General features: G+C 63.6%; 15 protein-coding genes. 10 read left to right on the top strand and 5 right to left on the bottom strand.

Annotated elements, in window-relative coordinates:
• Positions 1-169 precede the first annotated feature (169 nt).
• Genes GJ700_RS13245 through GJ700_RS13230 form a run of 4 tightly spaced genes read left to right on the top strand, consistent with a single transcriptional unit; the run spans position 170 to position 5,571 of the window.
• Positions 170-1,495, top strand: a complete 1,326-nt coding sequence (locus tag GJ700_RS13245) for a GH1 family beta-glucosidase (RefSeq protein ID WP_154374454.1) — start codon at positions 170-172, stop codon at positions 1,493-1,495.
• Complete coding sequence (locus GJ700_RS13240) at positions 1,492-2,487, top strand: glucokinase (RefSeq protein ID WP_154374452.1); 996 nt, start codon at positions 1,492-1,494, stop codon at positions 2,485-2,487. The genes GJ700_RS13245 and GJ700_RS13240 overlap by 4 nt, the downstream gene beginning before the upstream one ends.
• A gap of 25 nt (positions 2,488-2,512) precedes the next feature.
• The gene (locus GJ700_RS13235) at positions 2,513-3,850 is read left to right on the top strand and encodes an MFS transporter (RefSeq protein WP_154374450.1); all 1,338 of its coding nucleotides are present in this window, start codon (positions 2,513-2,515) and stop codon (positions 3,848-3,850) included.
• A complete protein-coding gene (locus GJ700_RS13230; protein WP_154374448.1) occupies positions 3,847-5,571 on the top strand; it encodes a glycoside hydrolase family 9 protein in 1,725 nt (574 codons plus the stop codon). The genes GJ700_RS13235 and GJ700_RS13230 overlap by 4 nt, the downstream gene beginning before the upstream one ends.
• A 129-nt stretch (positions 5,572-5,700) precedes the next feature.
• Here GJ700_RS13230 and GJ700_RS13225 read toward each other — a convergent pair whose 3' ends face one another.
• Together GJ700_RS13225 and GJ700_RS13220 are read right to left on the bottom strand one after the other, a co-directional pair.
• Positions 5,701-8,577 carry a glycoside hydrolase family 31 protein gene (locus GJ700_RS13225; protein WP_154374446.1) on the bottom strand — a complete coding sequence of 959 codons (2,877 nt, stop codon included), beginning with the start codon at positions 8,575-8,577 and terminating at the stop codon, positions 5,701-5,703.
• A 25-nt stretch (positions 8,578-8,602) separates the two neighbouring features.
• Entirely contained in the window at positions 8,603-10,264 is a 1,662-nt protein-coding gene (locus GJ700_RS13220; RefSeq protein ID WP_154374444.1) for a DUF5597 domain-containing protein, read from the bottom strand.
• 198 nt (positions 10,265-10,462) lie between these two features.
• On the opposite strand from GJ700_RS13220, the gene GJ700_RS13215 reads away from it, so the two are divergent.
• Positions 10,463-12,532 carry a glycoside hydrolase family 2 protein gene (locus GJ700_RS13215; RefSeq protein ID WP_154374442.1) on the top strand — a complete coding sequence of 690 codons (2,070 nt, stop codon included), beginning with the start codon at positions 10,463-10,465 and terminating at the stop codon, positions 12,530-12,532.
• Here the strand turns inward: GJ700_RS13215 and GJ700_RS13210 are convergent.
• Entirely contained in the window at positions 12,529-14,121 is a 1,593-nt protein-coding gene (locus GJ700_RS13210) for a GH39 family glycosyl hydrolase (RefSeq protein ID WP_371867937.1), read from the bottom strand. The genes GJ700_RS13215 and GJ700_RS13210 overlap by 4 nt on opposite strands.
• A gap of 192 nt (positions 14,122-14,313) precedes the next feature.
• On the opposite strand from GJ700_RS13210, the gene GJ700_RS13205 reads away from it, so the two are divergent.
• The 3 genes from GJ700_RS13205 to GJ700_RS13195 all read left to right on the top strand — a co-directional run bounded on the left by GJ700_RS13205 (position 14,314) and on the right by GJ700_RS13195 (position 19,355).
• On the top strand, positions 14,314-15,213 hold the full coding sequence (locus tag GJ700_RS13205; RefSeq protein WP_154374439.1) for an alpha/beta hydrolase: 900 nt from the start codon (positions 14,314-14,316) through the stop codon (positions 15,211-15,213).
• Between the two features lie 45 nt (positions 15,214-15,258).
• Positions 15,259-17,607 (top strand): glycoside hydrolase family 31 protein, encoded by a 2,349-nt coding sequence (locus GJ700_RS13200; protein WP_154374437.1) that lies wholly within the window; start codon positions 15,259-15,261, stop codon positions 17,605-17,607.
• Positions 17,608-17,720: 113 nt separating this feature from the next.
• Entirely contained in the window at positions 17,721-19,355 is a 1,635-nt protein-coding gene (locus GJ700_RS13195; RefSeq protein WP_154374435.1) for a family 43 glycosylhydrolase, read from the top strand.
• A gap of 18 nt (positions 19,356-19,373) precedes the next feature.
• On the opposite strand, the gene GJ700_RS13190 is transcribed toward GJ700_RS13195, so the two are convergent.
• On the bottom strand, positions 19,374-20,243 hold the full coding sequence (locus GJ700_RS13190; protein ID WP_229506979.1) for an aldose epimerase family protein: 870 nt from the start codon (positions 20,241-20,243) through the stop codon (positions 19,374-19,376).
• Between the two features lie 227 nt (positions 20,244-20,470).
• Between GJ700_RS13190 and GJ700_RS13185 the strand changes: the two genes are divergently transcribed.
• Together GJ700_RS13185 and GJ700_RS13180 are read left to right on the top strand one after the other, a co-directional pair.
• Complete coding sequence (locus GJ700_RS13185; protein WP_154374433.1) at positions 20,471-22,147, top strand: sodium:solute symporter family transporter; 1,677 nt, start codon at positions 20,471-20,473, stop codon at positions 22,145-22,147.
• 95 nt (positions 22,148-22,242) lie between these two features.
• Positions 22,243-23,436 (top strand): DUF418 domain-containing protein, encoded by a 1,194-nt coding sequence (locus GJ700_RS13180; protein WP_154374431.1) that lies wholly within the window; start codon positions 22,243-22,245, stop codon positions 23,434-23,436.
• Positions 23,437-23,525: 89 nt separating this feature from the next.
• Here the strand turns inward: GJ700_RS13180 and GJ700_RS13175 are convergent, their stop codons facing one another.
• Positions 23,526-26,528 carry a TonB-dependent receptor gene (locus GJ700_RS13175; RefSeq protein ID WP_154374429.1) on the bottom strand — a complete coding sequence of 1,001 codons (3,003 nt, stop codon included), beginning with the start codon at positions 26,526-26,528 and terminating at the stop codon, positions 23,526-23,528.
• Positions 26,529-26,531 lie beyond the last annotated feature (3 nt).

The following is a 26,531-nucleotide window of genomic DNA, read 5'->3' as shown; positions in this document are numbered from 1 at the left end:
CTTTCCGATCAGCCCCCGCCCGGGCCTGGGCCGGCGCGCAAACATACGAAAACAGCCAACGTCCAGAACGAAATTACGCAATTCCGAAGTTTTGTTTGACATCGCCAAAAAAGCGTCGCTATCATGAAATCGATTTCAAACCCTTCATCCGCCAAGAACAAGAGCAGCAATGGACCAAAACCTGCAATTTCCCCCAGGCTTCACCTGGGGCGTCGCCACCAGCGCATTCCAGATTGAAGGCGCGTGGGCCGAAGACGGCAAAGGGCCGTCGATCTGGGACACCTTCAGCCACACCCCGGGCCGCATTATCGACGGCACCAACGGCGACGTCGCCTGCGACCACTATCACCGCTACCGGGAAGATGTCGACCTGATTGCTTCCCTCAACGTCGACGCCTACCGCTTCTCGATGGCCTGGGCGCGCGTGCAGCCGGACGGCAAAGGGGCATGGAACCAGAAGGGCTTTGATTTTTACGACCGGCTGCTCGACGCCCTGCACGCCAAGGGCGTGTCGCCGCACCTGACGCTGTACCACTGGGATTTGCCGCAGGCGCTGCAAGACACGGGCGGCTGGACCGCGCGCGATACGGCTTACCGTTTCGCCGACTATGCGGCCGAAGTGGCGCGCCGCTTCGGCGGCCGCGTCGCCACCATTGCGACCCATAACGAACCGTGGTGCACCGCCAATCTCGGTTTCGGCAATGCGCAATTCGCGCCCGGCGTGGCCGACGCGGCCACCGCGGTGCAAGTGTCGCACCATTTGCTGCTGTCGCATGGCCTGGCGATGAGCGCCATGCGCGCGGTGAATCCGGCAGCCGGGCTCGGGATCGTGCTGAACCAGTGGCCGGCCCATCCGGCCAGCGACAGCGCACAGGACAAGGTGCTGGCCGAGCTGGAATATGCGAAATCCGTGCAATGGTATATGGACCCGCTGTTCAAAGGCCGCTATCCGGAACTGGCGCTGCGCGCGCACGGCGCCAGTGGCCCGAAAGTGCAGCCTGGCGACTTCGACATCATTGCGCAGAAAATGGACTTCCTCGGCGTGAATTATTACACCCGCGCGGTCACCAGCGCCGACCCATCGCCCCCGCCACCGAAGGGCGGACGCGGTTTCACCGACATGGGTTGGGAAATCTACCCGGAAGGCTTGACCGAACTGCTGCTGGCGCTGAACGCCGAATATGATTTGCCGCCGGTCTACATCACGGAAAACGGCATGGCCAACCCGGATACGCTGGATGGCCATGCGGTGCACGACCACGCCCGCATCAGCTACGTGCGCGACCACCTGGAAGCGCTGTCGGCCGCCATGGCGCAGGGCGTCGACGTGCGTGGCTACTTCCTGTGGAGCCTGATGGACAACTTCGAATGGAATTCCGGCTACGCCAAGCGCTTCGGCATTGTGCACGTCGACTATGCAACCCAGCAGCGCACGCTGAAGGACAGCGCACTGTGGTACCGCGAATTCATCACCCGCATGCGGGGCCGGAAATGAACGGCGCCCGGTATCACGATGGCCCCCGGCTGGTGGCCGATATCGGCGGCACCAATGCCCGCTTCGCGCTGGAGACCGCGCCCGGCCAGCTGGACCGCATTGCCACGCTGGCCTGCGCCGACTACCTGCGCTTCAGCGACGCCATCCGCAGTTATTTGCGCCAGTGCGGCGCGACCGTGCGCCATGCGGCGATTGCGATTGCCAATCCGGTGGGCGACGACCGCGTACGCATGACCAACCACGACTGGGAATTTTCCATCTCGGCCACGCGCGACGCGCTGGGCCTGGAAACCCTGCTGGTCGTCAATGACTTCGCCGCACTGGCGCGCGCCGTGCCCGAACTGGGGCCGGACGGCCTGCAGGCCATCGGCGGCGGCCAGGCGCAAGCCGGCGCCATGATCGGCGTGGTCGGCGCCGGCACCGGGCTGGGCGTGGCCGGCGTCAGCCGGCACGATGGCCGTTGGCATACGCTGCAAAGCGAAGGAGGCCACGTTGCCTTTTCGCCATCCGACGCGCGCGAAATGGCGGTGTTGAAATACTGCTGGCAGGATTACGACCACGTGTCCGCCGAACGCCTGGTATCCGGGCCCGGCATTCCGCTGATCCACGCTGCGCTGGCCGACTGGCGCCATGCCGCCGCACCGTCGCTCGATACCGCCACCATCGTATCGCGCGCGCTGGCCGATACCGATCCGCTGTGCCGCGAAACGCTGGACTGCTTCTGCGCCATGCTGGGCACGGTCGCCGCCAACGTTGCCGTCACGCTGTGCGCGCAAGGCGGCATTTATATCGGCGGCGGCGTGGTGCCGCGCCTGGGCGACTTCTTCGCGAAATCGGCGTTCCGCCAGCGATTCGAGCACAAGGGCCGCTTCTCCGCCTACAATGCGAAAATACCGACGCTGGTCATTACCGCGCCCTACCCCGCGCTCGGCGGCGCCGCCGCGCTGCTGGACGAACACCTGGCCGGCCAGTCCGCAGCGGCCCTCGCCTGACAATAAATACATCACGGAGACACCGATGGCATCCACCCGTTCAACCACCTCACCGCTGCTGTGGGTCCCGACCGGGTACTTCACCATGGCGCTGGGCTACATCATGCTCACCAGCGTGACCGCCATCATGTTCAAGAACCTGGGCATGGACAACGGCACCGCGGCCAGCTATTCCAGCATGCTGATCCTGGCCTACACCATCAAGCCGCTGTTCGCGCCCTTCGTCGAGATGTACCGCACCAAGAAATTCTTCGTGCTGTGCGCGCAGGCGCTGATCGCACTGGGATTCGCCGGCGCGGCCATGGCCATGGCGCTGCCGGACTTCGTCGTGGTGCTGATGCCGTTGCTGTGGCTGATGTCCTTCATCGGCGCGACCCAGGACATTGCCTGCGACGGTGTCTACGTGACGTCGCTCGACTCCCGCAGCCAGTCGCTGTATTGCGGTATCCAGAGCCTGTCGTGGAATATCGGCCCGATCGTCGCTTCCGGCTTCCTGGTTTACCTGACCGGCCGCCTGCACACCGACTGGTTCCATCACGACGCCAAAGTGTTCGGTCCGGAATGGATGGATGCGTGGCGCATCGTGTTCTTCATCGTCGCCGGGCTGACCGTGCTGATGGCGGTGTGGCATGCGCACTTCATGCCCGACGGCGCGCGCGCCGCCAACACGCCGACCAGCGTGGCCGGCGCCTGGCACATCCTGGCCGATTCGTTCGTGACTTTTTTCCAGAAGCGCGACGTGTGGCGCATGGTGGCTTTCGCCTTCCTGTTCCGCCTCAGCATCGGATTCCTGGAAAAGATCGGCCCGTTCTTCATGGTCGATGCCCACGCCAAGGGCGGCCTGGGCCTGTCGAACGAATTGCTGGGCATTATCTACGGCACCTATGGCCTGGCGGCCGTGCTGCTGGGTTCCCTGCTGGGCGGCTTCTTTGTCGCCAAACGCGGCCTGAAGTCCACGCTGTTCCTGCTGTGCTGCGCCGTAAACATCCCCAATGCCACATTCCTGGCCATGAGCATTTACCTGCCCGACAGCCTGTTCGCCATCGGCGCCGGCGTGGTGATTGAAAAGTTCTTCTTCGGTTTCGGTTCCGTGGGCTTCATGATTTACCTGATGCAGCAGCTGGCGCCGGGCAAATACACCACCACGCATTACGCATTCGGCACCGGCCTGATGGGACTGTGCGCGATGGTGACCGGCACGCTGAGCGGCTACCTGCAGGAAGCCATGGGGTACATCAATTACTTCGTGTTCGTCATGGTGGCCACGATTCCATCGTTCCTGGCTTGCTGGTTCGCTCCGTTCCACCACGCCGAAGGCAAGGACGAGGCCGGCGCCGCCGCCTCGGTGGAACACGCCGCATGAAACCTTGTACAAAGCGACGCCTGCTACCCCTGGCAGCACTACTGGGCGCGGCGTGTACCCAGGCCATGGCGGACAGCGCCGCCATTAAAATCAACCAGGTCGGCTTCCCGCCCGCCGCGCAAAAACTGGCCGTGGTCCCCGCAGGCAAAGCCGCCGCTTTCATCGTGGTCGACGCCCATACAGGCAAGCCCGTGCTCCGCGAAAAGCTGGGCGAGCCAAAACCGTGGGATGTCTCCGGTGAAACCGTGCGCATCGCGGATTTCACGGCGCTCAAGACGCCCGGCCGGTACCGGCTGCGCGTCGCCGGCCTGCCCGATTCCGCACCTTTCGACATCCAGGGCAACGTCTACCGCGCACTGAACATCGGCGCGTTGAAAGCCTATTACTACAACCGCGCCAGCACGGCACTGTTGCCGCAACACGCGGGCATCTATGCGCGCGCGGCGGGGCATCCGGACACCGAAGTGCTGGTGCACGCGTCCGCCGCATCGGCCGGACGGCCCGAAGGCACGGTGATTTCCGCGCCCAAGGGCTGGTATGACGCGGGCGATTACAACAAATACATCGTCAATTCCGGCATCAGCACATACACACTGCTGGCGGCGTGGGAACACTTTCCCCAATACTTCAAGGCGCAGGACAGCAACCTGCCGGAATCCGGCAACGGCATGCCGGACATTGTCAATGAAGCCCTGTGGAACCTGGACTGGATGCTGGCCATGCAGGACCCGGGCGATGGCGGCGTTTACCACAAGCTGACCGACAAGGATTTCGACGGCATGGTGATGCCGGACCAGCCGCATGCGACGCGCTATGTGGTGCAAAAAAGCACGGCCGCGGCACTGGACTTTGCCGCCGTGATGGCGGTCGCCAGCCGTGTGATGGCGCCATTCGAACGACAGCGCCCCGGCCTGTCGGCCCGTATGCGGCAAGCCGCCGAAGCCGCATGGGGCTGGGCCCAGGCGCATCCCGACCAGATTTACCGGCAACCCGCCGACATCGTTACCGGCGATTATTCGGACAGCAAACTGGCCGACGAATTCGCATGGGCCGCCGCCGAGCTGTACATCACGACCGGCAAGGACAGTTATTACCAGGCCATGCGCCCCGGCCGGTTGCCGGCCGGCGTGCCGTCATGGGGCAACGTGGGCGGACTGGCGTGGATTTCGCTCGCCCACCACTTGCCGCGCCTGACGCCGGCCGCCGACAAAGCCCTGATCACGCGGCGCATCACGTCGCTGGCCGACCAGTTGCGCGACACCTGGTCGCAATCGCCGTACCGCGTGCCACTGAAAAAGACCGACTTCGTCTGGGGTAGCAATGCCGTGCTGCTGAACCAGGCCATGGTGCTGTTGCATGCCTACCGGATTGGCCGCAACCAGCAGCCTGGCTACCTGCAGGCGGCGCAATCGGCGCTGGACTATGTCCTGGGCCGCAACGCCACCGGCTACTCGTTCGTCACCGGCTTCGGTGCGCACCCGGCCATGCACCCGCACCACCGTCCGTCGGAAGCGGACGGCATTTCCGCCCCGGTGCCGGGCTGGCTGGTCGGTGGCCCGAATCCCGGTCAGGAAGACATCAAGAACTGCAAATCCTACCCATCCGCCCTGCCCGCGCTGTCGTACCTGGACCACGTGTGCAGCTACGCCAGCAATGAAGTGGCCATCAACTGGAACGCGCCGCTGGTGTACGTGTCGGCCGCGCTGAATTCACTGCAATAAAACCCGTAGGGCGGTTTCCGCTTTAGCGGAAGCCGCCATGCCAGCGTCGCCGCCAGCGCGTGCCATACCGGCGACGCATGCATGGCGGCTTCGCTGACGCGAAACCGCCCTACGCTTATAAACGTACCGTTATTGACGTACCGTCACCGCCTTGCCCTCATAGCGAACCACCTTGTCCACCGCATCAAAGCCGCCCGACGTCGACACGCCAGGCTTGATGAAGCGGATACGGAATTCGCGCTTGTCCACCATGCCCTTGTAACCGCCGGCGCGCTCGCCGATGGTCACCACGCCGGTCTTGTCGTCGTAGCTCAACGGGATGCGGGAGAATTCGCCGCGGGTGTAGGCGTTGGTCACGCCGTCGTCTTCATACAGGCTGAACTTGCCGTCGGCGCCCGTGTAGACAGTGAGGGTCAGCGGCGCATCGGGTTTTTCATCGACGTATTGCGTCACAGGGCCCATCGGTACAATCGCGCCGGCCTTCACCAGCACCGGAATGCGGCCATACGGCGCCTTCACCGTGACGGTCGCGCCGCCTTTATAAACCGCGCCCGTATCGAAGTCATACCACGACGCCCCCTTCGGCATGTACACCTTGCGTTCGCGCGCGCCATAGGTGTAGACCGGCGCCACCATCAGGTTGTGGCCGAACAGGTATTGGTCGCGGATATCCTTGACCTTGCCGTCTTGCGGGAAATCCATCACCAGGCCGCGCATGATGGTGCCGGAATTGTGGTGCGTGTCCGACGCCGTGGCGTAGATGTAAGGCATCAGGCGGTAGCGCAGCTTGTCGTACCAGACCATCGAGTCGCGCATTTCCGAGCCTTCCGGCGCGATGACGTGGATTTCGCGCTTGACCACTTCGCCGTGCGAACGGAACAGCGGGCTGAAGGCGCCGAACTGGAACCAGCGCAAATTCAATTCCTGCCATTCCTTCAAATCCTCCGGCTTCATTTCCTGCGGGCCCGTGCTGCGGTTTTCCTGGGCCGAACCGATGTCGCCGCTCTGGTAGCGGGTTTCCTGCGCATAGCCGCCGATATCGTGCGTCCAGTTCGGAATGCCCGACATCGAGAAGCTGACGCCGGCGGAAATCTGGTCGTACAGGTTGTTCCAGCGCGCCACCGTGTCGCCACTCCATACCGCCACCGAATTGCGCTGGATGCCGGCAAAGCCCGAACGCGACAGGATGAACTGGCGCTGGTCCGGCTGGTCGCGGCGCAAGCCGTCGATCATGGCCTTGGTGTGCATCAAGCTGTACGGGTTGAACGTGATTTCACCGGCGCCATACACGGTCGGGCCGATCAGCTTCTTGAAGTCTTCCAGGCGGCTGTTGGACAGCACGTCGGCTTCGCTGTTATCCATCCACCACGCGTCAAAGCCCAGGTCCACCAGCTTGGTTTTCAGCTGGCGATAGTAAATGTCGCGCGCTTCCTGCGTGTACGGGTCGTAATGGCTGTTCTTGTAGCCCGGGCCGACCCAGTCCAGCGCGCCGTTTTCCACGTTCTTGGTCCACATGTGGCCCTTGGCCGCGAATTCCTTGTAGTTGTCCGTGTCGGCGTAGAACTTGCCCCAGATCGACAGCATCACGCGGGCGTTGTTCTTGTGGACTTCGTCGACCATGGCCTTGGGGTTCGGGAAGCGCACCTTGTCGAAGTCGTGCGTGCCCCAGCCATTTTCGGGCCAGTAGAACCAGTCCTGCACGATGGCGTCCAGCGGCCAGCCCTGCTTGCGGTATTCGCGCACCACGTCCAGCAATTGTTCCTGGGTTTCATAGCGCTGGCGCGATTGCCAGAAGCCATAGGTCCATTTCGGCATCATCGGCGCCTGGCCGGTCAGGTGGCGATAGCCGGCAATCACGTTGTCGATGCTGGTGCCGCTGATCACGTGGTAATTGATGGCTTCCGCGATCTCGGACGACATCGTCAGCGAATGGCGCTCGGGGGCCGGCAACGGATCGCTGTGGGTGATGGCCACCATGCCGCCGCCCGGCTTCCATTCCAGGTGCAGCTTGACCGGCTTGCCCTTGCTGAAGTTCACTTCAAAATTGTGATACCACGGATTCCAGTCCTGGCGCCACACGTCCAGCACCTGCTTGCCGTCGATGGTCAGGGTCGCGTAATCGGACGCATACAGCTGCATCTTGTGCACGCCGGGCTTGTCGGACGACAGCGTCGCGTCCCACACCACCTTCACGTCTTTCAATTCCTTCAGGTTGCCCACTTCCTTTGGCCAGTTCTCGGCCACGTCTTTCAGGAACTGGTACGCGATGTCCTTTTCATGGCGCGTGAATACCAGCTTGCCGCCAACGTAATAGCGGGCCGTCAGGCCGCCCGGCTTGCCCTCGTCGTCCACCAGCGCCAGGTCACGGACCATCGGGCCATACGGTTTCGGATTGCCGAAGCGCGAAATCGAATTGTTATCCCACAGCAGGCCATAGTTCTTGTCCGACACCACGAACGGCACGGCCACGTCCATGTTGTGCTGCGCCAGCAGCACGTCTTCGCCATTCAGGTTCATTTGCCCGTTCTGGTGCTGGCCCAGCCCGTAGTACGCATCCCTGGTGCCGTGATTGAAGCCTTCCGTCACGGCATTGAACGGCTTGCCGCCGATCGTCATCGGCGTCATGGTTTCCGCCGCCTGGCGCAGGAAGACCTTGCCGGCCGCATCGGCAAATTGCACGGCCCCGCTGGCCAATGCCACGGTGGCGGAAATCTTGCCCGCCTTCAGCGTCACTGTCTTGCCGCCGGCGGCGGCCACCGTGAACTGGCAGCTGGTGCATGGCGCGGCCACTGTCATCAGCGATGGCGTCAACTGCTTGCCCGCCTGGTCGGTCTTGACCACATGGATGATGTTGTCGCTCATGACTTCCAGGCGGATTTCGCGGGCCGGGCCCTGGTCGGGCTTGACGGTCACGCCGCTTGCCGTCTGTTCAAAGCTGCCGGCAAACGCGTGGCCGGATGCGGCCAGCGCCAGCCATACCGCCGCTGTCATCGGTTTCATTTGCATTGCTGTTTCCTTGTTGTGTCGCGCATTAATAGGTGCCCAGCCGTACTTTCAGCACGGTGGGACGAGCCGGCAGGTTCAGGCCGTAGTCAACCTGGTCGCCATTCCAGTTGCGTTCCATGACCCATTTGCCCGCCGCATCGAAATGTCCCTGCTCGACGCGCGCATACATGGAGGGCTTGCCGGCATTGACGCCGGCGCCGGCGAAGCTGAGGCGGATCTGCTGGCCAATCACGATGAATTCGTTGTCGCCGGTCTGCGCCAGCGCCGCGCCGCCATTCGGGATGTCGGAATTGTGCAGGAAATCCTTCTTGCTGGCCGCTTCGCCCGGATTGCCGAACTGCCACTCGCGGAACGATGCCGTGACGGTCCAGTTTTTCAGCGCCACGGTTTGCGGCGTGCGCTCATCGCTCTCCGCCACGCCATAGGTGCGGCCTTCCAGCGCCCATTGGGCCCACAGTTGCGCCATTGGACGGAACGCTTCGTAAATCTTGCCGAATGGCGCGGCCATGGCCTTGTCGGTGCGCTTGGAGCCCAGCGGGTAGTTACTGTAGTCAAAATAATCGACGCCAAACGGCGCCACGCCGATCGCGCCGCGCCCCAGGATCTGGTAGGTATAGCGGGCGTAGCCTTCGGCATTGCCCATCTCCGGCACGAGCAACGCATTGTCGCGGCGCTGGAAGCGGTCGAGGTGCGCCGTCACCTTGTTCGACTCCGGCGAGTAAATGTCGGGCGCGGCAATGTCGATGTGCGGCGCGGCCGCCTTGTAGATGTCGATCACGTCATAGGTCGGGCCGCCGCTGGCGAAATTGCCTTTCCACGGCGCCATCGGTTCCTGCGGGTCGCGCAGCGCATTGTTGACGTACATCGGCAAGTCGTACACCGCGCGTCCCGCCTTGGCGATGGTTTCAATGTAGCTGGCGATCGCATACGCGTGGAAATATTCGTCAGCATACGGGCCGTAGACGTCGGACCAGTTGCCGCTGGCGGCGCCGGGCACGGGCGACTTCTTGCGCGCCAGGACCGCCGGTGGCACCGGTTGGCGGATTGCCGCCTCGCCCCGGGGGCTGAAATCGCGCACCGTGCCGTAGGTGCCGACTTCATTTTCCACCTGCACCATGATCACGGTGCGGTGCGCGGCGTCGATCTTCTTCACGTGCGCCATCAGCGCGGTGAACGCCTTGGTGTCGGCCTTCAGCGTCTGCTCGCCCAGCGGCGACAGGCAATAACTGTCCTTGCCATCCTTGTTCACCATGCGCGGGAAGCGCTGGTTGTCGAACTTGACCCATTCCGGCGTGTATTGCGGGCTGGTGTTCTTCCAGGTACCGAACCACAGCAGCACCAGCCGCACCTTGTTCTGGCGCGCCTGCGCCACCAGCGTGTCGACGTAGCTGAAATCGAACTTGCCCTCGGCCGGTTCGATCTGTTCCCACGCCACCGGGATTTCCAGCGTGTTGGCATGGGCATCCTTCACGGCGGCCCACACGTCCGCCAGCGCGGCCGGATAGTTGCTGGAATTGTGCGCCTGCACGCCCAGCACGGTGAACGGCTTGCCGTCGACCATCAGCGCGTAGCGTCCATCGTTTTGTACCAGGTGCGGCATCGGCGCGTCGGCCATGGCGCCGGGGTGCGCGGTGGAGAGCGCCAGCGCGCACAAGGCAGCCAGCAGGCCGCCGTTGGATTTCTTCATTGAGTTTCCCAGGTCCGGAATTGTCGTAGTTTCACCAACCCATTTTGCCCGCATAAAAAACATGGGGCAATTGTGAAAATTCGTAAGCCGGCTAAAAAATCAGCCAACTGATCTTGTGGGCAAATTGGTGATTTTGACGATTGCCGCGCGCAGCCGCCCCATGCACAATCCCGCGATACACCAACGAAAAATGCAGACATGCCTACACCAACCCGTATCGCCACGTGGATATTGCCAGCGTTCCTGCTGGCGCCGGCTGCCTGGAGCGCACCCGCGCGCACCATCCTCCCTCTCGACACCGGCTGGGATTTCCAGCTGGCGGGCCGGCAGGATTGGCAAAGCGTCTCCCTGCCCCACAGCTTCAATGCCGCCGACAGCACCAGTGCCCAATATTACCGGGGCGCGGCCCTGTACCGCCGCACGCTGCACCTGGACCACGCCGGCAAGGGCCGGCGCCATTACCTTGAATTCGACGGCGCCATGCTGGTCACGGAAGTCCGCGTCAATGGCCATGACGCCGGCCGCCATGCCGGCGGTTTCGCGCGCTTCCGCTTCGACGTCACGCCATGGCTGAAGGCGGGGCGCAACGACATCGAAGTGAAAGTCGACAATGCCCGCAACAGCGACGTGGCGCCGCTCGGCGGCGATTACACGATGGCGGGAGGCCTGTACCGGCCGGTGCGGCTGGTGACGACCGGCGATGTGCACTTCGACATGCTCGATTACGGCGGCCCCGGCGTGTATTTCCGTGCCGGCGGCGTGTCGGCCGAGCGGGCCGTGCTGGCGTGGACCGCCCGCGTGGCCAACGACCGTGCCCGCGCGGTGCGCGCCACCGTCACGCTCCGGCTGCGCGATGCCGGCGGCAAGGTGGTCGCCACCGCGCGCAAGGCCGTGACGCTGCCGCCGCGCACCGTCACGGCCGTCGCGCTGGACAGCGTGCTGGCGTCGCCGCACCTGTGGCACGGCGCGCGCGACCCTTACCTGTACACCAGCGAAGCGGAACTGCATGGCGAGGCGGAACCGGCGCCCGGCGCGAAGTTCGCCCGCAAGACCGCCGGCCAGCTGGACCAGTTGGCGTTCCAGACCGGCCTGCGCGACGTCCGTCTCGATCCCGCGCGGGGCTTGCTTCTGAACGGCGCGCCTTATCCGGTCCATGGCGTCAACGTGCACCAGACCTTCCTGCCCGGCAAAGGCCCCGCCGTCTCCAGCGCCGACATCGATGCCGATTACCGTATCCTGTCCGACCTGGGCGTCACCGGCCTGCGCTTTGCGCACTACCAGCATCCGCAACATGCGTATGACCTGGCCGACCGCCTTGGCTGGCTGGTCTGGACGGAAGCGCCGCTGACGGCGGAAATCAGCGGCACCCCGGCATTCCTGGCCAACAGCACGCAGCAACTGCGCGAACTGATCCGGCAAAACAGCCATCATCCGTCCGTCATGGTCTGGGGTCTCGGCAATGAAATCTACAAAGTCGATGCCGACAGCGCCAGCGTGCTGTCGGCGCTACAGCGGGTCGCGCAGGAAGAGGATCCCGGCCGCCCGACCGCGTACGCCAACTGCTGCGCCGCGATCGACGGCCCGCAGGCGTCGCATACGGACGCGGTGGGCTCGAACGTGTATTACGGCTGGTATGACGGTGAATTCGCCGACCTCGGCCCGTTCCTGGACAAAAACCACGCGTTGCGCCCGGACACGCCGGAATCAGTCAGCGAATACGGCGCCGGCGGCAGCGCGCAACACCAGCAGGATCCGCCGCAGCGTCCGCAGCCCGGCGGCAACTGGCACCCCGAACAATACCAGGCCCTGTACCACGAAGCCGCGTGGCGCCAGCTGGAAGCGCGGCCGTGGCTGTGGTCATCGTTTGTCTGGGTGGGATTCGACTTCCCGTCCGCCTTCCGCAACGAAGGCGATACGCGGGGCTTCAATGACAAGGGGCTGGTCAGCTATGACCGCGCCGTAAGAAAAGATGCGTTTTACTGGTACCAGGCCAACTGGACGTCGAAACCGATGGTCTACCTGACGTCGCGCCGCCATACGCGGCGCAAGGACGCCGAGGTGCAAGTCAAGGTGTACAGCAACCAGTCCCGCGTCAGCCTGCGCGTCAATGGCGTCGAACAGGGCACGCAGGCGGTGGCCGGCCGCATCGCCACCTGGAACGTTCTGCTGTCCCCGGGAACGAACCGCATCGAGGTCAGCGCGGGCGTCGCCACCGATGCCGCCGACTGGCATTACCAGCCGGCGGCGCCGGAACGGAAACCGGATTAACGATTCGCCACCGGCTCCAGGGTCACCAGCACGACGTCATTGCTGCGCATCGGTACGGTGACGTCATACGATCCACCCTTGCCGACCGTGACCACGCGGTCGGTTTCCGGCGCGTCCTTGGTCAGCGCGGTCAGCTGGGTCAGCTGCGCCGGCGTCAATTCCTTGGGCGCGCCCATTTCAATGTAGGCCGTGTGCGCGTCATTGGCCTTGAAGCCGGTACGGCGCACTTGCAGGCGGTATTTGCCGGCCTTCGCATTGCGGAACTGGATGGCCGCCGGCGCCGACGGCGTGGCAGGCAGCACGCGGGTGAAGAAGGAACGGTTGCTGACCGGCTGCTGCGGCAGCTGGAAATCCCATACCACGGCGCGCAGCGCGGCGCCATCGGCGGCCGCCATCACCTGGCCATCCTTGACCGGGATTTCCTTGCCGCTCAGCGCGTGCAGGTATTTATACGCAAAATACGGGCCCTTGCGGATGCCCTGCGGGTTCATCAGCCCGAAGCCGCCTTCGAACGGCTTGGTTGGCGGGCCAGGCTCCTCGAACAGGTCGGTGTAGGTCCAGTAGCTCATGCCCTGCACCAGGCCCTTGGTGCCCTGCAGCTTGCTGAGGATGTAGGCCGCGCCGATGTACGAATCGTGCACCACGTCGCGCGGGTTGTAGCTGGTGCTCCATTCCGTGAAGTACAGCGGCAGGCCCGGGAACTTCGAGGCGGAGATCTGTTCACGCACGCGGCGCACGTCGCCAATGATCGCATCGGGCGACGGCGACAGCTTGGTGTCTTCCACACCTTTCTCGTCGAGGAAACCGTGATCCACGCCATACGTGTGCGTGGTCACGAAATCGACCGCGGCGCCGCTTTTCGACACGTGATCGAGGAATTCAGGCACCCATGCCGCGCCAGCCGTCGACGGCCCTCCCACGCGCAGTTGCGGGTCGATGGCCTTGATGGCCCTGGCCGTCACGTCATACAGTTCGAAGTACGCTTTCTGGTCGGCCTTTTCCCAGAAACCGTCCAGGTTCGGTTCGTTCCACACTTCGAAGAACCAGCTCCGCACCTCTTCCTTGCCATAGCGCTGCTGGATATGGCGCACGAAGGCGTCGATCAAGTCATGCCAGCCATCCAGTTTCGGATGCGACGTGTTGCCGGCCCAGTAGAAGATCTGGTTGTTCGACGTGGCCAACGCCTTCGGCGTGAAGCCCAGTTCGACGAACGGCTTGATGCGGCGCGCCAGCAGTTTGTCGTACAGTTCATCGATTTTGGTCCAGTTATAGACCGTCTTGCCGTTCTCGATGCGCACCGTGTTCAGCACGTCGTGGAAGATCGCGTGGAAGCGGATGTAGCGGAAGCCCGTTTCATCGACCAGCGTTTTCAGCTGCGCCATGCTGTCGTCGCGGATCAGGGTGCCGGGATAGTCGGAACCCACCGACAGGTCGTAAAAGCGGTCGAGCGGCTTGGCCGCTTGCGCCGCGTCCAGGGCGATCTGGCGCGCCGGCGCCGGCGCCTTGCCGTTGCCGACCGCCTGGGCCGCCGTAGTCAATAAACAGGCGGCGCCGAGCGCCGCAAGGCCGATACGTTGCACGTGATTCACCGTAAGAACTCCTCTATGTCATGGTTGAATGAGGCGGATGCTATCACCATCGATTTCCCCCCGGAGCCGCAGGGGAAACACTTACGGTAAATTGTTCAGGGGGTCGGTGATTTTCGTAATGGCGGCGCCAGGGCGAGCCGGTAAGATGCCAGTGTGAAATCATACGCATAAACATATAAAGGAGACGACACCATGCGTTCATGGATACTGGCACTGCTGTTGCTGGCCACGGGAGGCGCGCTGGCGCAAGGCACCATTGTGGCACTGTGGCCCGACGGCGTGCCGAACGCGCGCCAGCAACCCGGCCCGGAGCGCGTCGATGGCGAACGGATCAGCAACGTCAGCCAGCCCACCCTGGCCGTCTATCCCGCCGCACCCGACCGCGCATCGAAATCCGCCGTCATCATTTGCCCGGGCGGCGGCTATTCCTTCCTGTCCTACACGCGCGAAGGCCACCAATATGCGCAGTGGCTGTCCGGCCTCGGCGTCACCGCCTTCGTCCTGAAATACCGCTTGTCCGACTATGGCCACCCGGCGCCGCTGCAGGATGTGCTGCGCGCCATCCGCCTGGTGCGTTCGCAGGCCGACAAATATGGCGTGGCGCCGGACCGGATCGGCGTCATGGGCAGCTCGGCCGGCGGCCACCTGGCGGCCAGCGCCTCCACGTTGTTCAACCACCCTGCCGGCAAACGCGGCGACGCGCTCGACGCCGTCAGCGCCCGCCCGGACTTCGCGATCCTGATGTATCCGGTGATTTCCATGACGTCGCCCGCCAGCCACTTCGGTTCGCGCGACGCGCTGCTGGGCAAGTCGCCGGCGCCGGAACTGGCCGAACTGATGTCGGTGGAAAAACAGGTCACCGCCGCCACGCCGCCCACCTTGCTGATCCACTCGCAAGACGATGGCCTGGTCCCGCCGGAAAACAGCATCCTGTATTACCAGGCCCTGACCCGCGCCCACGTGCCGGCGGAAATGATGATTTACGAACACGGCGGCCATGGCATGGCTATGCGCCGCGGCAACGGTTCCGCGTCGAACTGGACCGGGCGCGCCGAGGAATGGCTGCGCGACCGCAAGCTGATCCTCCAGTAACGCACGGCAACCACACCCACACCCCAACAGCAGGAGCAATAACAGATGAAAGTGCATTTCCGGCGCAAGGCATTGGCCGCTTCGATTTCCATGATCGCCCTGGGCGCCGCATTCCAGGCCGCGGCCGCGCCGATCACCACGCTTGACCGCGATGGCGCATGGGTCACGGTGGAAGCCTATGGACCGAACGTCGTCCACGTGACGATCGCCGCCGACAAGGCCGAGGCGCTGAAAGGCCCGGGCTACGGCATCCTGCCCGCCAACGCCGACCACACCGCATTCCGCCACACCAGCGGCAAGGATGGCGACACCTTCACTTCCCCCGCCCTCAGCCTGCACGTCAACCCGGCCCCGGCGCCGCACGTGCCGAGCATGGCCGAAAAATACTTCGCGCCGCAATTGGCGCCAGTCGCGCTGCAAGTGAAAAACGCCCAAGGCGAGACCGTGCTGGAAATGAACGGCTGGGACCTGGCGCCGCAAACCGTCAATACGGAAAAAACCTACCAGGCCAGCGCCTCGTTCAGCGCGCCGGCGGACGAGCATTACTATGGCATGGGCCAGAACCAGGAATCGATGGGGGCGCTGGATTTGCGCGGCCGCGTGATCGACTGCAAGCACTGGTACGACGCGCCGGCTGGCGAATCCGTGTGCGTGCCGTTCATGGTGTCGTCCAAGGGCTATGGCATCGTCTGGGACAACCCTTCCGCCACGCGTTTCATTGCCGGCGTCAACGGACGCACCGCGTTCCAGTCCAACGTCGGCGAACGTGTCAGCTTCTTCGTCATTACCGGTAACACGCCGGAAGAGATTTACTCCGGCTATGCGCGCGTGACCGGCAAGACGCCAATCCCGCCCAAGGCCGCCTTCGGCCTGATCCAGTCCAAGGCCCGCTATGAAAGCCAGCAGGAAGTGCTGCGCGTGGCCAAGACTTACCGCGAAAAGAAATACCCGCTGGATATCATGGTGGTCGACTGGTTCTACTGGACCCGCATGGGACAGATGGATATCGATCCGGCCCAGTTCCCGGACCCGTCCGGCATGAACAAGCAATTGCACGACATGGGCATGCAATCGATCATTTCCATCTGGCCGCGCTATGAAACGTCGGGCCGCTATTTCAACGAACTGGATGCGAAGGGTTACTTCCTCAAGGATAAGGATGGCAAGACCGTCGATGGCTTGCCATTCCGCTCCGACCGCACCGGCGCGCTGATCGACGCGACCAACCCGGCCGCGCGCAAGTGGTACTTCGAGCGGGCGCGCGACAACATCCTGTCGCACGGCTTCGATTACCCGTGGCTCGACGAGACCGAGCCGGACCTGGTGCCGGACGGCTTCTTCTATTCGATCGGTTCCGGCGACCGCTACCGCAACCTGTTCCCGCTGCTGCACGTGGAAGGCTTTGCCGACGGCATGCGCGCGTGGAAGCCGAACAAGCGCGCCATGATCCTGTCGCGCGCCGCCTACCTGGGTTCGCAGCGCAGCGGCGCCCTGTTCTGGTCGTCCGACATCAACCCGTCGTGGGAAGCGCTGGCGCGGCAGATTCCCACCGGCCTGAACATGACGGCTTCCGGCATCGCTTATTGGGGCAACGACATCGGCGGCTGGCAATGGCTGCCGCAGAGCACGAAAGCAACGAAGAAGCCGTTGCTCGATCCTGCCGGCGGCGAAGCGACCGTGGGCCAGAACCACGATTATCCAGAACTGTTCACGCGCTGGTTCCAGTACGGCACGTTCCTGCCGACCTTGCGCGTGCACGGCGACCGCAAGCATACGGAGATCTGGGAATTCGGCAAACAGGCGGAGCCGATCCTGGCCCAGTACGACCGCCTGCGCTACCAGCTGATTCCGTATATCTACAGCCAGGCCAAGGCCACGTGGGACAGCGGCGCGCCGTTCATGCGGCCGCTGTGGATGGATTTCCCGCACGATCCGAATGTCGCCAACCTCGGCACGCAATACATGTTCGGCCCGGCCTTCCTGGTCGCGCCCGTGACCGAACAGGGACAGACGGTCAAGGACGTCTACCTGCCGGCCGGCAGCGACTGGTACAACTTCTGGACCAATGAAAAACTGGCGGGCGGACGCTGGGTCAAGGTGGCGGCGCCGATCGAACAGATCCCGGTGTTCGTCAAGGCCGGCGCCATCGTGCCGATCGGCGCGGATATCCAGTCGACGGCGACCAAGCAGGCGATTGCCGAGATCCGGGTTTATCCGGGCAAGGATGGCGCGTTTGCGCTGTATGACGATGACGGCGTGTCGTATGACTACCAGAAAGACAAGGGCGCGCAAGTGCGGCTGCAGTGGAACGACAGCACGGGACGCCTGACCGTCAGCGGCGACAACGACTTGTCGCGCAAGGCGCCGGGCATCACGAAAATCGCCGGCAAATAAGCGTCATTCATTGACGAAATCATCCAACCCGTAGGGCGGTTTTGCCGGAGGCAAAGCCGCCATGCCAGCATTGCGTTGCTGCCCTACGGAGACACTGTACGTACCAACTCAACATGTCCGACACTCCCAAGTCTTCTCCCTCCGGCCGGCGCGGCTTGCTGAAACTGGCCCTGGCCGGCGCCGGCGCCAGTGCCGCCGCCCCGTTTGCCGCCGGCGCCGCATCCGGCTGCACACCGGCAGCGTTGCCCAGGCCCGCCTATGGCATCGAAGGCCAGCGCAAGGCCGATCTCGGCAACGGCACCTTCATCAACCCCATCATTTCCGGCGACCATCCGGACCCGACCATCCTGAAGGATGGCGACGATTACTACATGACGTTTTCGTCGTTCTTCTCGTATCCGGGCGTCGTCATCTGGCATTCGCGCGACCTGGTCAACTGGACACCCGTGTGCGCCGCGCTGACCAAGCCGCTGGGGTCGGTCTGGGCCATGGACCTGGTCAAGCACAACGGCCGCTATTACATCTACATTCCTGCCAACCCGAATAATGAGGGCGGGATCTTCGTGATCCATGCCGACAATATCCGCGGGCCGTGGAGCGATCCGATCGACCTGAAAATCGCCGGCTGCATCGATCCCGGCCACGCGGTGGGCGAAGACGGCAAGCGCTACCTGTTCTTCAACGGCGTGCGCCGCATTGCGCTGTCGGACGACGGCCTGTCGACGGCCGGACCACTGGAACAGGTGTACGAGCCGTGGCGCTATCCGGAGCACTGGGTGGTGGAAATGTTCGCGCCTGAAGGCCCCAAGCTGTTCCGGCGCGGCCCGTGGTTTTACCTGGTGTCGGCGGTGGGCGGCACGTCCGGCCCGCCAACCAGCCACATGGTCACCGTGGCGCGTTCGCGCTCCATCCACGGCCCATGGGAAAACTGCCCGCACAACCCGATCGTCCGCACCCAGAGCATAGACGAACCATGGTGGTCGCGTGGCCACGCCACCGTGATCGAGGGTCCGGGTGGCGACTGGTGGATGGTGTACCACGCCTACGAGAACGGCTTCCGCACGCTGGGCCGCCAGACGCTGCTCGAACCCATCGAATGGACCAGCGACGGCTGGTTCCACGCCAAAGGCGGCACGCTGTCGAAGCCTTTGCCGAAACCGAAAGGCGGACGCGCCAGTCCTGCCGGCCAGCCGCTGTCCGACGATTTTTCCCGCAACAGGTTCGGCGTCCAGTGGAGCTTCTTCGATCCGGGCCCGGATGAAATGCGGCGCGCGCGCTATGACGGCAACAGCCTGGTGATCCAGGGCAAGGGTGCGTCGCCGGCCGACTGTTCGCCGCTGACCTGCATCGTGGGCGACCGCGATTACGAGGCTTCGGTGGTACTGGACATCGCGGGCGATGCGCAAGGCGGCCTGCTGCTGTATTACAACCAGCGCGGCTATTGCGGTATCGGCTTCAGCGCCGGGCAAATGCATACGTACCACGCCAGTGAAGAGCAAAGCTGGATGCGCACCAAGGTGCAGGCCGGGACCGTGCACGTGAAAATCACCAACCGCGCCAATATCGTGACGTTCCACTATTCCTTCGATGGCAGGCAGTGGATCCGGCATCCGTGGCAGATGGAAATGTCCGGCTTCCACCACAATGTGTTTGGCGGCTTCCTGAGCCTGAAGGTGGGCATCTACAGCGCCGGCAAGGGCGAAGTGCGGGCCCGGCAATTCATCTACCGGGGGTTGCCGCCCGCCTGAAGAACCTGCTGGCGCCGCTCAGGCGCCGACCTGGTTTTGCAGCGACAGCCGGTAAACCGTGGTTTGCCGGTACACCTGCCCCGGGTGCAGGATCACTTCCGGCCATGCCGCGCTCATCAATTCGGGACGGGCGTTGGCGTCCAGCCAGAAGCCCCTGCCCTGCACGCCTGCTGCCGGTTTACCGGTGCACAGCTGCAAGGCGGCTTCGGTGGTGTAGACCTGCAGGCGGCGCCCGGAACCGGGATCGACCACCCGGGCCACTTCCCGCAAGGCGCCCTGGCCGCCGGCCATATGGCTGCGGACGAAATAACAGTGATCGAATCCGCCCACCAGGCGGATCTGCGTGTCGGGCCAGCCCAGGCGCGGGCCGATGGCGGCCGGCTGGCGGAAGTCGAACGGCGTCCCGCCCACGGCCGCAACGCCGACCGGCTCGCCGCCCGCACCGACTTCCACGTAGTAATCGGCATCGATCTGCAGCATATGGTCGCCCACGTCGGCGGCGCCGCCGTTCAGGTTGAAACACGGATGCGCTTCCGCATCGAGCCTGGCCGGCGCCATCGCCATGGCATTGTGGTTGATCACCAGGCTGCCGTCGTCGTCGAGGCGGAAATTGACTTGCACATGGGCGCCGCCGGGCGCCGTCCGCAGCAGCGACACGCCGCCGTCGGCACGGCTGGCTTCCCAGCCCGCCGCCTCAGGCCCGGCGGGGCCGTCGGGGGCGGCCAGCAAAATGTCGGCCATGCGGCCATAGCGGTCGGGCGCGCGCCATGAGCGCAGCGCGGCGCTGCGCCCACTGATCGTCACCGCCATGCCGCCGGCGTTGGTGAGGGTGAATACACGGTCTTCGCCCGACTCTGCCGTGGCGCCGGGATAGCGATTTGTCATCATTAGAATTCGAAACTGGCTGTGCGGAAAAGGCACTATGCCATTTTGCAACTCCCACGGCGGACAGCTATTACGAAATTCACCAAACCCCCGAACGTTTCTTCCGAACCGCCGCGCAAACCCGTAAACCACCGGCGGTAATGGGCAATAATGGCCTGCATTTCAACAATAGGGTGCGCCACGCGGCACAACCGCGCACCGAGAGACCATTTATTCACCGTGAGCATTGCATGAGCACCTTCTCCACATTAGACCTCGTCGTCTTCCTGTTTTACTTCGTCGTGGTGGCCAGTTATGGCATCTGGGTTTACCGGCGCAAGCAGGCCGGATCCGGTTCGGCCTCGCACGACTACTTCCTGGCCGAAGGGTCGCTGACCTGGTGGGCCATTGGCGCTTCGCTGATCGCCTCCAACATCTCGGCCGAGCAATTCATCGGCATGAGCGGCTCCGGCTACAAGATCGGCATGGCGATCGCCGTCTATGAACTGATGGCCGCCGCCACCCTGGTGATCGTGGCCGTCTTCTTCATGCCGGTCTACCTGAAGAACCACATCTACACGATGCCGCAATTCCTCGAGCAGCGTTACGGCAAGGCCGTGGCCACGACGATGGCCTTGTTCTGGCTGGGCCTGTACGTGGTGGTGAACCTGACGTCGATCCTGTACCTGGGCGCGCTGGCGATTTCCAGCCTGTCGGGCATCGCGCTGCTGCCGTGCATGCTGTTCCTGGCCGTGTTCGCCGCCATCATCACCCTGGGCGGCATGAAAGTCATCGGCTACACCGACGTGATCCAGGTGACCTGCCTGGTGATCGGCGGCCTGGTGACGACGTGGCTGGCGCTGGACATGGTGGCCGGCCTGGCCGGCAAGCACGGCGCACTGGCCGGCCTGCCGGAATTGCTGAACCGCGCACACGACCACTTCGACATGGTGCTGGCGCGCGACAATCCGAATTACATGGACTTGCCAGGCCTGTCGGTGCTGATCGGCGGCATGTGGATCGTCAACCTGAATTACTGGGGCTGCAACCAGTACATCACGCAGCGCGCGCTGGGCGCCGACCTGCCGACCGCCCGCAAAGGCTTGCTGTTCGCCGCATTCCTGAAATTGCTGATGCCCGTCATCGTGGTGTTGCCAGGCATTGCCGCCTATGCGCTGGATAAATCCGGCGCGCTGGGCGGCGCCATGCAGCACGGCGGCGAAATCAATCCGGACCGCGCTTACCCGGTCCTGCTGAACCTGCTGCCATCGGGCCTGAAAGGCATCGCCTTCGCCGCGCTGACGGCCGCCGTGGTGGCCTCGCTGGCTGGCAAGGCCAACAGTATCGCCACCATCTTCACGCTGGACATTTACAAGAAATCGTTCAACAAGGCGGCCGACGAGCAGCGCATGGTGTGGATCGGCCGCGTCAGCGTGGTGGTCTCGATGGCGCTGGCCGTGCTGATCGCGCCAATGCTGGGCATCGACAAGAAAGGCGGCTTCCAGTACATCCAGGAATATACCGGCTTCGTCTCGCCCGGCATCCTGGCCATGTTCCTGATGGGCTTCTTCTGGAAGAAAACCACGTCCGGCGCCGCCATGTTCGCCACCATCGGCGGCCTGGTGGGCTCCATCGTGCTGAAGTTCCTGCCGCAAATGATGGACCTGTCGTTCCTGGCCCCGATCGGTTTTGCCAAGGCCACGGAATCCGGCGTGTTTGAAATCCCGTTCCTGGACCGCATGTTCATCGTGTTCTTCTTCGTGGTGGGCGGCATGGTGTTGATGAGCAAACTGGCGGAAGCCAAGCGCGCCGGCAACACCAAGGCGCTGCACGTCGACACGTCGCTGTTCCGCGTCGATGGCGCCTTTGCCTTCGGCTCGGCCATCATCGGCGTGACGCTGGCAACGATTTACGGCATCGGCTGGTAATTCCCCTCCCCTCTCACGGCGGCCGGTGCAGTTGACCGGCCGCCGCTGCATTCAGCTCCCGTTTTCCCCCACATCGTCCCCTGACCGGCCTTCCCATGCCCCCATCATCCCAACGCCTGGATGTCGTCGACTGCTTGCGCGGCTTCGCGATCGTATCGATCATGCTGCTGCATAACCTCGAACACTTCAATCTCTATTTCACGCCTGCCCTGCCGGCCTGGATGGCGGCGCTCGATCGGGTCATCTGGGATGGGATGTTCTTCCTGTTCAGCGGAAAATCTTACGCCATCTTCGCGATGTTGTTCGGTGTGACCTTCTTCATTCAGTTCAACAATCGCGCCCAGCGCGGTGAAGACTTTCGCCCGCGCTTCGCCTGGCGCCTGGTGTTGCTGCTGCTGTTTGGCACGGTCAACAGCCTGTTCTACGACGGCGATATCCTGTCGATCTATGCGGTGCTCGGGCTGGTATTGATCCCGGTCGCGCGCCTGTCCGACAAGGCCGTGTTCGTCATTGCGGCAGTGCTGATGCTGCAGCCCGTGGAGTGCATCAATGCGCTCGCCGCCCTCGGCAATCCCGACGCCAGGCTGGCCGATCCCGACTCATGGGCATACTTTGGCCGCGCCCAATCCTATCTGACAGGCGATTCGGTGCTGGCCGCATGGTTCGGCAATGTCACCAATGGCAAGATCGGCACCCTGTACTGGTCGTGGGAAGCTGGCCGGATTTTCCAGATCATGTCGTTGTTCATGCTGGGCATGCTGGCCGGCCGCCGGGCCCTGTTCGCCCCGACCGGGGCGGCGCTGCGCTTTTGGCAGCGCACGCTGGCAGCGGCCGCGCTGTGCTTCGTGCCGCTCCATCTGGTCCATTCCAATCTCGCCAGCCTGGTTCCAGGGCAGGCCCTGCGCCGTCCGTTGGAAACCTGCCTCGGCACCTGGTCCAATCTGGCTTTCATGCTGGTGCTGGTGTCGCTGTTCGTGCTGTTGTTCCAGCTCCGTGCGGCGCAACGCTTGTTACGCCTGTTCGCCCCGCTCGGCCGCATGAGCCTGACCAGCTATGTCATGCAGTCGCTGATCGGATCGACCCTCTACCACGGCTTCGGCTTCGCCTTGTACAAGGTCACCGGCTCCACCATGTGCCTGGCGATCGGCCTGACGCTGGCGGTGCTGCAGGGTGGCTTCAGCGCGTGGTGGCTGCGCCGTCACCAGCAAGGGCCGCTGGAAACGCTGTGGCATCGCGCCACCTGGTGGGGCTACCGCCCGGCCAATCCAGCCACCGTCCCGGCGAACTAGTGTACAGCTGATGGTTCGGCGATAAAAAACCCCCGCAGCCTTGCAGCTGCGGGGGTTTTCGCGCTCGCTTTCAGGAGATGCTTACCGGATCAGAAGTTGTAACGCAGCTGCGCCGTGTAACGCGGGCCGGACACGAACCAGGCGCGGCCCTTGGTGCCGATGTGCTGGTCCATCAACTGCTTGTACTTGGCGTTGGTGATGTTTTGCGCTTCCAGGCCGAAGGACAGGTTGTCGCTGATCTTGTAGAACACCGACGCATCCAGCTGGCCATAGTCATCCGCCCAGGTCGGCAGACCCCACACCACGTTGGTCTTGCCGAAGTCCGAGCTGCTCGGGTCGGTATTGGTGCCGTCCGAACCGTTGGTGCCGTTGGCATTCACACTTTGCAGGCTCTTCGAACGCCAGCTGTAGGCCAGGCGGCTGGAAATCGGGCCCTGGTCATACATCAGCGCGAGGTTGAACGAACGGCGCGACATGCCTTGCAGCGGCAGGTCGCCGAACGTGCGGCCATCCGTGTCGCAGCCATTCATGTTCAGGTTCAGGTTGACCGCGCCGCCGGTGCTCGAGCAGTATTGGCTGAATACCGGGTTGTACAGCTTTTGCTTGCTGTCGACGAAGGTGAAGTTCGCCTGCATGCCCAGTCCCGAGAGCAGGCCGGGCAACTTGTCGAAATACTGCTGGTAAGCGATCTCGAAGCCGCGCGCCGTACCCTTGGCGCCATTGACCGGCGAGGTGACGGTGAAGTTTTGCATCGTGCCGGCCACGTCGGGAATCTGGTAGTTCGACAGCTGGTTGACGATGATGTCTTTCAGGCGCTTGTCGAACACGGCAACGGTGACCGAACCTGCCGGTGCAAAATACCATTCCGCCGTCACGTCGAATTGCTTGGCCGTGGTTGGCAGCAGGCGCGGGTTACCCGACGCGGTGCCGTCGCGGGTCACGCTGTTGACCGTCAGGGTCTTGGTGGCGGGATTGTTGGTGGTGCTGGCGCCCTGGCTCAGGCTGGCATACGCCTGCAATTGCGTGAAGTCGGGGCGCGACAGCGCGGAACCGAACGCCGCGCGGAACTGCAGCGTATCGCTGGCCTTCAGGCGCAGGTTCAGGCTTGGCAGGATATTGTCGTAGCTGTTTTCAAAGTCCTGCTTGGCGGAGAACGACGCGATGTTCGGAATGGCCGGGCCGGTCACGGTGTAGCCGGCTGGGATCACCGGCGCATTGTTCTTGAACACCGTGTAGCCATGCGCGGTCATGTCGGTCTTCACCCAACGCACGCCGACATTGCCGTCGACCGGATACGGCAAGTGGTCAAAGCCGAAGCGCAGCTGTGTATAGAACGCCTTGGTTTTTTCCGACTGGTCGTTGGTGCCGGAAGGATCGGTGCCGAAGGTGGCCGGGGTCCACGGGCCGCAGCTGGAAGTCGAGCCGCCGTGGGCTTCCGCGCACAGGATGTCGTGGTATTTATGCAGCGCGGCGTAGCTGTCCGGGTAGCCGGTGGCGGTCGACAGCGCCGGGAAGATCAGCGTCGGCACCGACACTTTGCCGTTGAAGAAATTCGGGAACGCGTATGGCGTGGTGTTGCCGCTGAAGCGCGGGTCGCCCAGCGACGCCAGTTTATTGATGTCCCAACCCAGTTGCCAGGTCTGCGTGATCGGTGACCAGTTGTAGCCCGGATTCGAATTCTGCGTCAGCGAATCGCGCTCGGTCAGGCGCACGCCGAAGCGGATGTCGCGCAGCACGGGGTGGTCGAAGTCATACTTGGCGTCGCCCTTCCACGCCTTCTCGGTGGCTTTGCTGGCGTCCATGTGCTCCATGGTGAACGCCCAGTAGTAATTGGCGGGATTGGCCAGGTAGGCGCGGTCGCCATCGTCGAACGTGAGCTTCGGCACGCCGCCGGTCAGGTCGACCCGCTCCTTCGGCATCTGGATGCCGGTGGCGACGGTCGAGTCGAGGCTGCGCGTGGTGGCGCGGATATGCTGCAAGTCCGACGACAAGGTCCATGCCGGCGATGCGCGCCATTGCACGTTCCACGCGATATCCGTGGTGTCGGACTTGCGGTTCGCGGTGCGGGTGTCGCCGCCGAAGTTGATGCCGCCATCCTTCGGATCGCTGAGGGTGCCGGTCAGCAAAGCGCCATTCTTGTCATAGGTCGCGTCCGGGCTGACGCTGATGTTGTACGGGGCGGACTGCGCGAAGATCGCATTTTCGTCCCATTGCATCTTGTAGCGCGACTTGAAGTAGGTCAGCGAGCTCTTCAGGTCATCCTTTTTCCACTGCAGCGCGCCATACGCGCCCTCGCGGGTACGGTCGAACATCAGGGTGCGCCACTGCGCGCCTTTCGGGATCCACACGGTCTTGCCGGACACGATATCGGTACGCGGGTAGTAGGGCTCGACCTGGAACGCGTCGGTGCGCACCTGGCTTTGCGAACGGGCCAGGTCGATCAGGGCGCCGAATTCACCGAGGTCGGTTTTCCAGCGGTTGGAAATCAGGCCCGACACCGATGGCGACAGCTTGCCTTTTTTCAGCGTGGAATAGGTTTCGTTCAGCGAAATCGCCGCCTTGAATCCCTTGTAATCGAACGGCAGCGCGGTGCGCAGGTTGACCAGGCCACCGATTGCGCCTTCGATCTGTTCCGCCGACGGATTCTTGTAGACGTCGACGCCGGCCATCAGTTCAGGCGGCACATCTTCGAAGTTCAGCGAGCGGCCGCCGTTGGCGGAGAACGAGTCGCGGCCATTGAGTTCCGAGCGCACGTAGCTCAGGCCGCGGATGGTGACGCCGGACCCTTCCACCGAATAGTGTTCCGGGTCGCCCTTGGCCATGGTACGGTCGATCGCCACGCCCACCACGCGCTGCAGCACTTCGGTCACGGAGCGGTCCGGCAATTTGCCGATGTCGTCGGCCACGATGGAGTCGACGATTTCATCCGACGTCTGCTTGATCTTCTGGGCCGAGTTCAGCGCCGCGCGCTGGCCGGTCACCACCACCACGGAAGCGTCGGCCGGCGCACTTTGCGCCATTGCCGACCCGCTGGCCATCATGACGATCTGCGCCACACCGATGGCGATCGCGGTTTTCTTAAACTGGTACATTTG

This window comes from Pseudoduganella rivuli (genome assembly GCF_009674485.1).
GTDB lineage: Bacteria > Pseudomonadota > Gammaproteobacteria > Burkholderiales > Burkholderiaceae_D > Rugamonas > Rugamonas rivuli_B.
Note: the sequence above shows the minus strand (reverse complement) of the source record. Positions and strands in the feature narration are given on the sequence as shown.

What these genes read in the sequence shown, in the direction of transcription:
- GJ700_RS13175 (WP_154374429.1), bottom strand. Translation starts at nt 26,528, where the DNA reads ATGTACCAGTTTAAGAAAACCGCGATCGCCATCGGTGTGGCGCAGATC.
- GJ700_RS13235 (WP_154374450.1), top strand. Translation starts at nt 2,513, where the DNA reads ATGGCATCCACCCGTTCAACCACCTCACCGCTGCTGTGGGTCCCGACC.
- GJ700_RS13220 (WP_154374444.1), bottom strand. Translation starts at nt 10,264, where the DNA reads ATGAAGAAATCCAACGGCGGCCTGCTGGCTGCCTTGTGCGCGCTGGCG.
- GJ700_RS13240 (WP_154374452.1), top strand. Translation starts at nt 1,492, where the DNA reads ATGAACGGCGCCCGGTATCACGATGGCCCCCGGCTGGTGGCCGATATC.
- GJ700_RS13180 (WP_154374431.1), top strand. Translation starts at nt 22,243, where the DNA reads ATGCCCCCATCATCCCAACGCCTGGATGTCGTCGACTGCTTGCGCGGC.
- GJ700_RS13205 (WP_154374439.1), top strand. Translation starts at nt 14,314, where the DNA reads ATGCGTTCATGGATACTGGCACTGCTGTTGCTGGCCACGGGAGGCGCG.
- GJ700_RS13245 (WP_154374454.1), top strand. Translation starts at nt 170, where the DNA reads ATGGACCAAAACCTGCAATTTCCCCCAGGCTTCACCTGGGGCGTCGCC.
- GJ700_RS13185 (WP_154374433.1), top strand. Translation starts at nt 20,471, where the DNA reads ATGAGCACCTTCTCCACATTAGACCTCGTCGTCTTCCTGTTTTACTTC.
- GJ700_RS13200 (WP_154374437.1), top strand. Translation starts at nt 15,259, where the DNA reads ATGAAAGTGCATTTCCGGCGCAAGGCATTGGCCGCTTCGATTTCCATG.
- GJ700_RS13195 (WP_154374435.1), top strand. Translation starts at nt 17,721, where the DNA reads ATGTCCGACACTCCCAAGTCTTCTCCCTCCGGCCGGCGCGGCTTGCTG.
- GJ700_RS13190 (WP_229506979.1), bottom strand. Translation starts at nt 20,243, where the DNA reads ATGATGACAAATCGCTATCCCGGCGCCACGGCAGAGTCGGGCGAAGAC.
- GJ700_RS13215 (WP_154374442.1), top strand. Translation starts at nt 10,463, where the DNA reads ATGCCTACACCAACCCGTATCGCCACGTGGATATTGCCAGCGTTCCTG.
- GJ700_RS13230 (WP_154374448.1), top strand. Translation starts at nt 3,847, where the DNA reads ATGAAACCTTGTACAAAGCGACGCCTGCTACCCCTGGCAGCACTACTG.
- GJ700_RS13225 (WP_154374446.1), bottom strand. Translation starts at nt 8,577, where the DNA reads ATGCAAATGAAACCGATGACAGCGGCGGTATGGCTGGCGCTGGCCGCA.